The 12,253-nt window shown below is 44.6% G+C and carries 11 protein-coding genes and 1 pseudogene; 6 read left to right on the top strand and 6 right to left on the bottom strand.

Annotation, left to right across the window (positions count from 1 at the left end):
* The first annotated feature begins 226 nt into the window (after nt 1-226).
* From QZ735_RS00185 to htpG, 4 genes are all read left to right on the top strand, one after another.
* Entirely contained in the window at nt 227-1,423 is a 1,197-nt protein-coding gene (locus tag QZ735_RS00185) for an oxygenase MpaB family protein (protein WP_294243083.1), read from the top strand.
* 1,472 nt (nt 1,424-2,895) lie between these two features.
* Nucleotides 2,896-3,897 carry a recombinase RecA gene (gene recA / locus QZ735_RS00180; RefSeq protein ID WP_294243082.1) on the top strand — a complete coding sequence of 334 codons (1,002 nt, stop codon included), beginning with the start codon at nt 2,896-2,898 and terminating at the stop codon, nt 3,895-3,897.
* Nucleotides 3,898-4,006: 109 nt separating this feature from the next.
* Nucleotides 4,007-4,684, top strand: a complete 678-nt coding sequence (locus QZ735_RS00175; RefSeq protein WP_294243084.1) for a phosphodiester glycosidase family protein — start codon at nt 4,007-4,009, stop codon at nt 4,682-4,684.
* A gap of 362 nt (nt 4,685-5,046) precedes the next feature.
* Nucleotides 5,047-6,939 (top strand): molecular chaperone HtpG, encoded by a 1,893-nt coding sequence (gene htpG / locus QZ735_RS00170; protein WP_294243080.1) that lies wholly within the window; start codon nt 5,047-5,049, stop codon nt 6,937-6,939.
* A 56-nt stretch (nt 6,940-6,995) separates the two neighbouring features.
* On the opposite strand, the gene QZ735_RS00165 is transcribed toward htpG, so the two are convergent.
* On the bottom strand, nt 6,996-7,796 hold the full coding sequence (locus QZ735_RS00165; RefSeq protein WP_294243078.1) for an alpha/beta fold hydrolase: 801 nt from the start codon (nt 7,794-7,796) through the stop codon (nt 6,996-6,998).
* A 98-nt stretch (nt 7,797-7,894) separates the two neighbouring features.
* Nucleotides 7,895-8,191, bottom strand: a complete 297-nt coding sequence (locus tag QZ735_RS00160) for an MGMT family protein (RefSeq protein ID WP_294243076.1) — start codon at nt 8,189-8,191, stop codon at nt 7,895-7,897.
* Between the two features lie 167 nt (nt 8,192-8,358).
* Here QZ735_RS00160 and QZ735_RS00155 point away from each other — a divergent pair, with 167 nt between their 5' ends.
* Nucleotides 8,359-9,150, top strand: coding sequence for a glucose 1-dehydrogenase (locus QZ735_RS00155; protein ID WP_294243073.1), 792 nt, complete (start codon nt 8,359-8,361; stop codon nt 9,148-9,150).
* 104 nt (nt 9,151-9,254) lie between these two features.
* Nucleotides 9,255-9,401 (top strand): hypothetical protein, encoded by a 147-nt coding sequence (locus QZ735_RS00150; RefSeq protein ID WP_294243072.1) that lies wholly within the window; start codon nt 9,255-9,257, stop codon nt 9,399-9,401.
* Between the two features lie 180 nt (nt 9,402-9,581).
* Here QZ735_RS00150 and QZ735_RS00145 read toward each other — a convergent pair whose 3' ends face one another.
* The 4 genes and pseudogenes from QZ735_RS00145 to QZ735_RS00130 form a co-directional block, all read right to left on the bottom strand.
* On the bottom strand, nt 9,582-10,556 hold the full coding sequence (locus QZ735_RS00145) for a deoxyhypusine synthase family protein (protein ID WP_294243071.1): 975 nt from the start codon (nt 10,554-10,556) through the stop codon (nt 9,582-9,584).
* A gap of 27 nt (nt 10,557-10,583) precedes the next feature.
* On the bottom strand, nt 10,584-11,228 hold the full coding sequence (locus QZ735_RS00140; RefSeq protein WP_294243070.1) for a hypothetical protein: 645 nt from the start codon (nt 11,226-11,228) through the stop codon (nt 10,584-10,586).
* 150 nt (nt 11,229-11,378) lie between these two features.
* Nucleotides 11,379-11,771, bottom strand: a complete 393-nt coding sequence (gene arfB / locus QZ735_RS00135) for an alternative ribosome rescue aminoacyl-tRNA hydrolase ArfB (protein WP_294243068.1) — start codon at nt 11,769-11,771, stop codon at nt 11,379-11,381.
* A 7-nt stretch (nt 11,772-11,778) separates the two neighbouring features.
* Nucleotides 11,779-12,253 (bottom strand): annotated as a pseudogene (locus tag QZ735_RS00130) (long-chain fatty acid--CoA ligase); the annotation flags it as partial.

Genomic DNA, 12,253 nt, shown 5'->3' with positions numbered 1-12,253 from the left:
TCCGGAGCAGAAACGGAGTCAGCGGACCTCAAGCGTGCCGCCTGTAGAGCGTATGCACCGGAAAAATATCCTCTCGGAAACGAAGTTCATAAACAGCACGGAACTCCTGAAAAAAGCTTTGAATGGGAATGATCTGACTCATTCCTCAACATGCTGTCTCCTGTTATCATGCTCCTGATCAATCTCATCTTTTCCTTACGGCATAAAACCTGTACCTTTATGAAGAATGGAAAGAAAAATATTGCAGCCAAGGTATAAGGATGCTCCGCATTTCAGGGATTTCTGGAGCATCGGAAACGGGAAACTTCTCACCGACTTTTCCGGAGCGGAGCTGAGCTTTAAGAATTTCAGCAGATTTGCACCGTACTATTACCAGGTTGATGAGACCGGGGACCAGGTGGTACGCGATGTCTATTTTGCCAAAGGTTTCCATGAAGCCTCAAAGGAAATGGAACAGTATATCCGGCACGGCGTTCCGGAAGGAGCTGATGTACCGGAGAGTGTAAGACAGCTTTTCCTCCAGACGGAGCACGTTCCCGGATGGGTTGATCATAATCTGCTAAGAAAAGGAGCGGAACTGTGTATGAGAAGCAATCTGGATGCGCTTATTTCCCTCCGTGATTACTGTCTGATGGGCGGCTACGATTTTGCCTATCTCAATAAACCCCTGATCGCTACCGGAGCCTTGAAGAAAGGAGCGGTAAAAAGACTTTCTGAAACACTGGATTTCTGGGTAAACGTTACCCGGTACAATGCACTGGACATCCATCATAAAGGATATGAATTTGCCATAAAGACCCGGCTGATCCATTCCTATGCCCGGCTTTCCATCAGGAAACATATCAGTGACTGGGATACGGAGACCTGGGGCGAACCGATCAATTCCTGGGATATGATAGCCACCTATACCGGTTTCAGCCTGGTTTTCATGCACAGTCTCCATAAGCTGGGAAATACTTTTTCTGAAGAAGAGGAAAAAGGGCTATTCCACCTCTGGAAATATGTGGGCTACCTGCTGGGCATTCCCCAGGACCTTCTGGCTGACAACAAAAAACAGGCGACCGAATATTTTCACTTATGGACCTCCATCCAGCCGCCGGCTGACCAGGATTCCGTTCTGCTCGCCCATTCCCTGCTCGACGAATCGCTGCAGAACCCCATCCTGAAATATACCTTTCAGAGAAAAAACCTCCGTTACCTTCATATATGCTGTACCTGGTTCCTGCTGGATGATGCAGTATGCCGTAGACTGCAGATCCCGGAAGTTTCCGGCCGGAAAATGTTCCCGCTGGCCAAACGTTTTATCAACCGGATCTATGACCGCACGGTTAGCCGGAACGCCCGGATTGCAAAAGGGGATAAAGACCAGACGAAGGTGCTGCAGGATTACCTGGGCATTACGGAACAATCGAATTTCCACTGATCTGGCATTACCTTAAGCTGATCGTATCGGAAAAACGCAATGACACAAAGAATCAGGAAAATGTGATGTTTTTAAGACGCCTGCTTGATTTTACCCGAAATATAAACTCCCACAGATTAGGGTGATTGCGCAGATCTGATTAAATCTATGAGGGTCTGCTGTTGGAAAACGCAACGGCGCAAAGAAACGGGAAGATGTGATGTTTTTAAGACGCAAGGAATTTGGCAGAGCCAAATTTTTATCGTGTTGATTTTTACGGCCTGTTTGATTTTCAAAAAATCAACTCCCGCAGATTATGGTGATTATACAGATCTTACTATCCAATAAAAATAAATCTGCAGGATCTGCTTAATCTGCGAGCGCATATCAAAATTCGCTTTTAATTATAAAAACAGATAAAATATCTTTGCTGCTTTATATTTTTGATCTGAATGTGCTGTTAGAGAAATGCAACGGCGCAAAGAATCAGGAAAAGACAATGTTTTTAAGACGCAGGGAATTTGACAAAGCCAAATTTTTATCGTGCTGATTTTTTACACCCTTTTGATTTAAGAAAGATCAACTCCCGCAAATTAGGGTGATTATGCAGATCCTACTATCCAATAAAAATAAATCTGCGGGATCCGCTTAATCTGCGAGCGTATATAAAAATTCGCTTTTAATTATAAAAACAGGTAACAAATCTTTGCTGCTTTATGTTTTTTTATCTGAGTGTACTGTTAGAGAATGCAACGGTGCAAAGAATCAGGAAAAGGCAGCGTTTTTAAGGCGAAGGCAGTCTGACAGAGTAAAATCTTGATGCTGCTGATTTTAAAGCTGCTGAATCAGGCGGTCTGCATTACAATCCCAGTTTTACAATCAAAGTAAACGGTACTCAATTTCATCTTCGATGAAATCTTTGCGCCTTATACCCCATACAAACATTCACAATCCTTTGCGCCGTTGCGTTTTCCAACACCCTCTGCATTTAACAGCTCGGGGTTCTTATGTAAGTATTTATCCGAGAGATAAACTCCCGCAGAGTGCGGTGATTACACAGATCTGATCAAATCTGTTAAATTTCGATGCTTTTGATTATCACAGTTTTTTAATTTCAGGAAATGATATTTCTTCTAAATGGCGTAAGAAATCCTGCAGGTCAGATTTATGGGATCTTGGTATTGCAAGAGCCTTTCTCCTAGCCCCGATAGCAGCAGTTACCCCACAGCAGGCGCCGGAAAAAGCAGCGGCGCGAGGAGTATGAGCGAATAGCGGGAATCAGCTCCGTAAAAACAGCATCCGGGGAGGAGGAAAAAGTCATGGAAACACCTTTTTTGGCAGCTGTAAATGAACCTGTAAGCTGCCTTCCGGTACATGTGAAAAACGGTTTTAATTTTATGTTTTTTTTAACTAGCAAAACAGCATTTAGTGGTAGATAATATTAGTTTCTGACGTTAATTTTTCGTAAATTTGATTCAGATATTAAAAGACAGATGAGTAATATAGAAGACAAGAAAAAAGCACTTTCACTGGTGCTGGACAAGTTAGATAAAACGTATGGAAAAGGAACCGTAATGACTTTGGGCGACAGTTCTGTAGATACGAATATCGAGGTCATTCCTTCAGGATCCCTGGGGATTGACATTGCCTTGGGCATCGGAGGATACCCGAGAGGAAGGATCATCGAGATCTACGGACCGGAATCCTCAGGTAAGACAACGCTGACCCTGCATGCGATTGCCGAAGCGCAGAAAGCCGGAGGAATTGCTGCCTTTATTGATGCTGAGCATGCCTTTGACAGAACGTATGCCGCCAAACTGGGCATCGATCTTGAAAACCTGATCATTTCACAGCCGGACAACGGTGAACAGGCGCTGGAAATTGCAGACAACCTGATCCGTTCCGGAGCTATCGACATCGTGGTCATTGACTCTGTAGCTGCCCTGACGCCAAAAGCAGAGATTGAAGGGGAAATGGGAGATTCCAAAATGGGTCTTCATGCCCGTCTGATGTCCCAGGCGCTGAGAAAGCTAACGGCAACCATCAACAGGACAAAATGTACGGTGATCTTTATCAACCAGCTGAGGGAAAAAATCGGGGTGATGTTCGGGAATCCTGAGACGACCACCGGTGGTAATGCCCTGAAGTTTTATGCTTCGGTACGGGTGGACATCAGGAAAGCCAGTGCACCGATCAAAAATGGTGACGAAGCTATCGGTAGCCGTGTGAAGGTGAAGATTGTGAAAAATAAAGTAGCACCTCCTTTCAAGCAGGCGGAATTCGACATCATGTACGGGGAAGGGGTTTCCAAAACCGGAGAAATCCTTGACCAGGCAGTGGAACAGGGAATCGTGAAGAAAAGCGGTTCATGGTTCAGCTACGAGGAAACCAAACTCGGACAGGGCCGTGATGCCGTGAAAGATGTTTTGAAAGACAACCCGGAACTGGCGGAAGAACTGGAAAACAAAATCAAAGACGCACTGAAGAACAAATAAGGTTCTCAGTCTCCAACATCAAGGCAGCTTTTCAAGCTGTCTTTTTTTATGTACTTTTAAGAAAAAACTGATGATGCGACGCTATGCACAATTGCTCTTGGTCCTATTGATGCTACTGATATCCTGTTATAAAAGCAAAGGGCCTGATTCCGGGTTTGTCATCTGTGCCGTTGACCGTACGCAGGAGAAAGCTGAAATGTTCTGGAGAGACGAAAGCAACCGCCCCCTGCAAAGTCTCCGGAATCTGAAAAGTTTTCTCAACAAACGAAATAAGACATTAAGATTCGCCATGAACGGCGGGATGTTTACGGAACACAACATGCCCAAAGGCTTATACATAGAAAATTACAGGATACTGAAGCCTTTGGATACCCTGAAAGGAAAAGGAAATTTTTACTTGGAGCCTAACGGGATTTTCTACCGTACGGCCAACGATACCTATGCAGTTGTTTCCACCAAATCGTTCAGGTACTGTACAGATATAGAGTCTGCAACCCAATCGGGCCCGATGCTTATTTATAACGGAACCATCAATCCTGTTTTTCATCGGAATTCCTCAAATATGAATGTCAGGAACGGAGTCGGGATTTTAAAGAACGGCAATCCTGTTTTCGTCATGTCGAAAAAGAAGGTCAATTTCTATCATTTTGCACAGGTCTTTAAAAGCCTGGGCTGCAGAAATGCCCTGTACCTTGACGGGTTTGTATCGAGAGCCTATTTTCCGGCCGGGAACTGGAAGCAGGAAGACGGTGATTTCGGGGTGATGATCGGAGTGGTCGGGAAATGACAACCTGTTCTGTACCAACAGGTATGGATGGCTGGTTTTTCCGGCAATGAACCTGGCCCGTAAACTAGACAACGCCTGAACATTTTACGATACGAACCCGCTTATTTCTTTTTTTGATTTTTTCCAATGCAAATTTTTATTTTCCGCATCCGTCAGACAAGCGGCAAAAGAGGATCAGCAAGCTGATCCGATAAAGCGTAAATTGTAGACCGAATATCCGTAAAGGATCATATGTACAGCCGGATCCATGCGGTCTTCAGGCAGGCTCCGAAAAAGAACAGGATCAGGAATGCCAAATTGTCACATTCTCCTAAACGGTATTTTTTTTGAGAAACCAAAAGAAATTAAAAACAAATCATATTATGACTAAAGGAAATATCAATGTATCAGTGGAGAATATTTTTCCGCTTATCAAAAAGTTTCTGTACAGCGACCATGAAATATTCTTACGGGAGTTAATTTCCAATGCTACGGATGCCACCCTGAAGCTGAAGCACCTCACCGGAATCGGAGAAGCCCAGGTAGAATACGGAAACCCGAAAATTGAAGTAAAAGTTGACAAGGAAAATAAAACGCTCCGCATCATCGACCAAGGAATCGGGATGACCGGTGAAGAGGTGGAAAAATATATTAACCAGGTCGCTTTTTCAGGAGCGGAGGAGTTTCTTGAAAAATACAAGGATAGTGCAAAAGACTCCGGAATCATCGGCCATTTCGGGCTTGGGTTTTACTCTGCCTTTATGGTTGCGGAAAAGGTAGAAATCATTACAAAATCCTATAAGGATGAGCCGGCCGTACGATGGATCTGCGACGGAAGCCCCGAGTTTACGCTGGAAGAAACGGCAGACAAAAGCGACAGGGGAACTGAAATCATCCTTCATATTGCAGAAGATTCCACAGAATTCCTGGAGGAGAGCAAAATCCGTGAGCTGTTACTGAAATACAACAAGTTCATGCCGGTGCCGATCAAGTTCGGGACGAAAACCCATACGCTGCCTTTACCGGAAGATGCACCCGAAGATGCAGTGGCAGAGACGGAAGAAGCAGACAACATCATCAACAACCCTACTCCGGCCTGGACGATTGCCCCAAGCGAGCTCAACAATGAGGATTACATGAAGTTCTACCATGAGCTTTATCCGATGCAGTTTGAGGAACCCCTGTTCAACATCCATTTGAATGTAGACTACCCGTTCAACCTGACCGGTATCCTGTTCTTCCCGAAACTGAAAAACAACCTGAATATCGAAAAGGATAAGATACAGCTGTACCAGAACCAGGTGTTCGTAACGGATGAAGTAAAAGGCATCGTTCCGGATTTCCTGATGCTGCTCCGCGGAGTAATTGATTCCCCGGATATCCCGCTGAATGTTTCCCGTTCTTACCTGCAGGCTGACGGTGCTGTAAAAAAGATCTCTTCGTACATCACCAAGAAGGTAGCCGACAAAATGGCTTCCCTGATCAATGAGAACCGTGAAGACTACGAACAGAAATGGAATGATATCAAAGTGGTGATCGAATACGGAATCGTAACCGAAGAAAAGTTTGCCGAAAAGGCCGACAAATTCACCCTTTATCCTACTACCGACGGCAAATATTTCCTATGGAGCGAACTGGAAGAAAAAATCAAGCCGACGCAGACCGACAAGGACGGCAAACTGATTGTGCTTTATGCCTCCGATGCCGATGCGCAGCACAGCTACATCCAGTCTGCGAAAGACAAAGGCTATGAAGTCCTGTTGCTGGACTCCCCGATCGTTCCTCACGTGATCCAGAAACTGGAGACCTCAAAAGAAAACATCTCTTTTGCCAGGGTGGATGCCGACCATATCAACAACCTGATCAAAAAGGATGAGCCGGTGATCTCCAAACTGAACGATACCGAAAAGGAATCGTTGAAGAAAGAGGTGGAGGAATCCGTGAATGACAGCAAATTCACCGTTCAGCTGGAAGACCTGGACAGCAGCGATGCACCGTTTACGATTACCCAGCCTGAATTCATGAGGAGAATGAAAGACATGCAGGCCACCGGCGGCGGCGGAATGTTCGGAATGGGCGGCTTCCCGGAAATGTACAACCTGGTAGTGAACTCTAATAGTGAATTTGCAGGACAGATCCTGAAAACGGAAGACGCCGGTCAGAAAGCAGGATTAATCAAACATGCTTTGGATCTCGCAAAGCTTTCACAGAACTTACTGAAAGGAAAAGAACTGACGGATTTTATCCAGACAAGTTATAAACAACTGGAAAAGTAAAGAACTGTTTTATAAAAAACCCGGCGAAGCCCTGCTTTGCCGGTTTTTTTATGTTCTTACTGATTTATCATTTTATCCAGAGACGAAATAATTTTGTCAGAATTATCTTTCATTGCTTCCAGATGCTTTCCCGAATATTCACAAAGCTCTTTGGGAAGGGAGGCTTTCGAATAATTTTCAAATCCCTCTTCATAAGGTACATCTTTATCTTCCTTACTGTGGATGAAAAGTTTAGGCAGTCCTTGCGTGTCCTGTACATCTTCTTTGGCAGCATAAGGAGAAACAACGTATCTGGAAATCATTTCTTTGTATTCCGGTTTGTAGTACATGGCAATGTCGGTGAATGAAGAAAGGCTTCCGTCCATCACCAATCCGGCAATTTTATTTTTATTGTTCCGTGCCAGATGGGCAGCCACCTGTGAGCCGATCGAAGCTCCGTAAAGGATTATTCTGCTACCTGCAACATCAGGTCTCCCCACCACCGCATCGAAAAAAGCCTGTCCGTCTGAGGCGACATTGAGATGGGTAGATTTCCCGGTAGATTTCCCGTAACCGCGAAAATCAACCATTACCACCTGATAACCTTTGTCTACCAGAGGCTTTGTCATAAACAGGTAGGAAGTAACGTTACCTCCGGCACCGTGAAAAAACAAAACGGTAGCTTTTATATTTTTGGAGTCCGGTTTCAGAATGATTCCGGTAATCGTGTCATTTTTTACAGGAAGAGAGAAATCTTCATACGCCACATTTCCGATCGGATGAAGTATTTTGCTTGGCTTATAAAAATTGTCATCCTGTGCTTGACAAAAGCAGATCGTCAGTAAAAAAAGTGCGGAAAAAAGAAGCTTTGTATTCATAGTGTATTATATATACCCCAAAACTAAAGCGTAAAATTATTTCCTGCCAAAAAAAGAGGCCCAACCGTGATTTTCATCTACTGAACCGTATAAATTGCTTATAATTCTTCCAGGGGATTCCAAAACAGGTTTTTGAAATTTTTAATTTTGCCGTTTTCCACAGTGATGCCTTCTGCTTCCAGCCGCTTCTGAAATTCCGGGACTGAAAGAGCGCCCGAACCTGAAATGACACGGTGTGCCGGAACACCTTGGGGACATCCGCCCATGGCTTTTCCTACGTGGCGGGAATGATTAGGATATCCTACTGCTTTGGCTATGGCTCCGTAGCTGGTCACTCTTCCTTTGGGAATCAGCCTGGTGATTTCCCAGACCTGCTGTTTGAAAATTTCGTTCATTTTATCATTTATCCATTAAAAATAATAAATAATTCAGCGTATCCACTCAGCGAGCCGGAAATTATTTCATTGTTAATCTGCCGGTTTTTTTTAAAACTTATCATAGATCAAGGCAGCGGTGGTTGTTATTGTTGTAAATTGAAGCAATGACACCAAAATAAAATATAATGGCAAATTTAGAAGGAAAAGTAATTATCGTAACGGGAGCAGGAATGGGGCTGGGCTTATCAGCTGCAGAGGTCCTGGCTTCAAAAGGAGCGGATCTTACGCTTGTAGATTATAATGATGAAGCATTGCGTGCAGCCAAGGAAAAACTGGAATCCAGTTTCCCGCAGAGGAAATTCCTGACCGTAGCAGCAGATGTTTCAACAGAAGAGAATGTAAAAAATTATGTTGACCAGACGGTAAAAACATTCGGAAAAGTAGACGGATTGTATAACAATGCCGGAATCGAAGGAAAACAGGCCCCGCTGGTTGATTATGACCTGGATGTTTTTAAAAAAGTGATTGACATCAACTTGCTGGGCGTTTATTACGGAATGAAATATGTGATTCCTGAACTGCAGAAAAACGGTGGCGGAAGAATTGTAAATGTAGCTTCCGTAGGCGGCATCAGAGGGGTTTCCAACCAGACGGCCTATGTTGCCACCAAGCATGCCGTAGCCGGACTTACCAAAAATGCGGCCCTGGAATACGGCAAGGACAACATCCTGACCAATGCCATTGCACCGGGAGCTATTCTCACCCCTATGGTTGCCGAAGCTTTCAGGCAGGTGAATCCCGGCGATCCGGAAGCTGCAGAAAAACAATACGCCTCCAGAAACCCGACCAGACGGCTGGGGAATCCTGAAGATGTGGCCCATCTGGTAGCCTATCTTCTGAGCGATGAAAACGGCTACGTCTCCGGACAGGTAATTGCTATCGACGGCGGAGAGTCCAATATGTATGGGAATCCGTAAAAGGTATGAGTGCCATGACATGAAATACGCGCCGTTTTTTCAGGCAACCATCAGCATAATGGTATTATTGCATCATTTTTGAATGATCTGTAAAAACAGCTGCTATGAAAAAATCGTTTTTCCGGGTCCTCAACAGAATCAATAAAGCGGTTCTGCCGAAGCTGAGCGGCAAAGACCCGAATACGCTTACGACGATGCAGAAAGGAATTCTGGCCTACCGGTATTTTGTACTGGTCAATTCACTGGATTGAAAGCCTGGGTTGATTCACAGCTTAGGAGAACATGGGCTGCCGGTCACGGTTCTCTTGTCTGATTCTTTCCGAAGCCGGTTTTAAGTCAGGGGAAAGAACAGAACCGTTTCGGCTGATAATTACAATCATAAAAAAAACGCTCCGGAGAACGGAGCGTTTTTTTATGTTTGTATTGGATCACTAAGCATTTTCCAGGATGTAAGAGAACATCAGCGGTGCACAGATGGTGGCATCACTTTCAACGATAAATTTCGGTGTAGTGATATCCAGCTTGCCCCAGGTGATTTTCTCATTCGGTACTGCTCCGGAATAAGAACCGTAAGAAGTAGTGGAATCGGAAATCTGGCAGAAATATGACCAGAACGGAATGTCATGCATTTCCATATCCTGATACAGCATCGGTACTACGCAGATCGGGAAATCCCCGGCGATTCCTCCACCAATCTGGAAGAAGCCTACTCCTTTCCCTGATGAATTTTTCGTATACCAGTCTGCAAGATACGTCATGTATTCAATTCCTGATTTCATCGTAGTGGCTTTCAGTTCGCCTTTGATGCAATAGGAAGCAAAGATATTCCCCATGGTGGAATCTTCCCATCCCGGAACCACGATCGGTAAATTCTTCTCTGCTGCTGCAATCATCCATGAATTTTCTCTCGGGATTTCGTAATATTGCTCCAATACCCCGGAAAGAATCATTTTGTACATGAATTCATGTGGAAAATACCTTTCCCCTTTGGCTTCTGCGTCTTTCCAGATCTCCACGATATGTTTCTGCAGCCTTCTGAATGCTTCTTCTTCAGGAATACAGGTATCGGTTACCCTGTTCAGCCCTCTTTCCAGCAGGTCCCATTCATCCTGAGCGGTAAGGTCCCTGTAATGAGGCACTCTTTCATAATGAGAATGCGCTACCAGGTTCATCAGGTCTTCCTCAAGATTGGCTCCGGTGCAGGAAATAAAATCCACTTTATCCTGACGGATCATTTCGGCCAGGATTTTACCCAGCTCGGCGGTAGACATGGCCCCTGCCAGGGTGATCATCATCTTTCCGCCCTCCTTCAGATGGGCTACATATCCTTTGGAAGCATCCACCAAAGCTGCTGCATTGAAATGCAGGTAATACTTTTCTATGAATTCAGTTATCGGTTTGCTCATTTTTTTTAATTTGTGCAAAGATAAAACTTAAAAACGGAATGTAGCGGCTGCACTTAAAGAAAGTCGGGTCAGTCCTTCCTTTTGGCCGTCTTCCAGCTGTATCGTCCGGCCGTTAGAGCTCACTTTGCTTAATGTTCCTCCTGAAAGCCCTAATTTTGGTCCGATCAAAAGGTTTTTGGTCATCTGGTACTGATAAGCGAAATCCAGTTCGGCACCGAATGTGGTTCCTTTTGCTTTTACCGTTCCTGTTTTTGAGGTATAGGTCATTGCTCCTAAAGCAGCAGACATAAAGAATTTATGCCTTGTTTCCTGGACATCATTGGTCACGGTAAGTTCAGGACCGTAAAAATTGATGTTGTCTTTGGTGGTAACATGGGCAGAAACAAAATTCCCCATACCATCCGATACGCTGAACCTGCCGTCTGTGGAGGCACTGTAACCGGAATACTTAAAGCCGATGAGAAGTCCGGGCGTCACCTGATACCGCAGGGCTACGTCGAAGTTGACACCGCTTTTCAATCCTTTTATATATTCTTCCTGCTGCCTCGTAAGGTCCGGTGAGGTTTTGGCAAGCCTCCAGGCATACCCTACAGATGGTGAAATGGAAATTTTCTGGGCCAAGGAAGCTGCTGAAACAGAGAATGCCCCTAATACGATGAGTTTTTTGATCATTAGTTCTTAAATTTGCCGTAAATCTACTGCAAATTGATGAATTTAAAGTATTGCTGATGAAATTTCACAGCAAAATGAGATGAACCCTCAATAGCAATCAGGGTTTGCAGGATGGAAGAAGAAGCCTGATGCAGGAAGTTTTCTGATCCGTTAAAATTTAAACTTCCTGTTTTCTTTTTTCTCAGACAGCTTCTTTTTGGAATCCAGCCTTTTCTGTTTCTGGCCTTTGGAAGGTTGGGTGGCAAAACGCTTCTTAGGAATGATAAGTGCCTGGTTTACCAGTTCAAGGATTTTTTCAACGGCTTTGTTCTTATTGGCCAGCTGGGTCCTGCTTTCGGAAACGGTCAAAAAGAGAATTCCTTCCGCATTGATCCTGTTTTTTAATCTGGTTTGAATCAGATCTTTCTGGTGACCGCTAAAGATCCCGGATTCCTGAATATCCCAAAGCACCGTTACCGAAGTTTCGACTTTATTGACATTCTGGCCCCCTGCCCCGCTGCTACGGGAGGTTTTAAAGGTAAGTTCCCTGGTGAAATCTTTCATGGGGATTTTAATTGATTTGGTGTAACATCTTTCTGAGCTCAGGCCGGCTCACTTTTCCATTGGGCGTCCTGGGAATTTTTTCAGTAAAAACAACCTCTTTCGGCCTGTGGTACTTTTCCTGGTACCGAACATCAGATAATTTCTGATGCAGTTCTTCCGACGGAGTCCCTTCAACCACCAGTATCAGTTTCTGGCCCAGGCTTTCATCGTCGATGCCCAGGAATACCGCTTCATTGTCGATTTCTTTCTTTACCAAAGCTTCCAGCTGTTCCGGGAATATTTTTGCCCCTCCGGAATTGATGACATGATCCGCCCTTCCCAGAAACCTGAACTGCTTTTCGTTTCTGATTTCTACGAGATCGTTTGTCTGAAGTACCTCAGCATTCAGATCCGGAGCGAAAATTTTCAGGCAGCCTCTTTCATCCTGAGAAATTTCAATGTTTTCAAATACCGTGAAATAATCTTCCGGCTGCGGGAAAATC

Origin of the sequence: uncultured Chryseobacterium sp. (assembly GCF_913776365.1) — a bacterium.
GTDB lineage: Bacteria > Bacteroidota > Bacteroidia > Flavobacteriales > Weeksellaceae > Chryseobacterium.
This window is presented reverse-complemented; position numbering and strand designations above follow the sequence as displayed.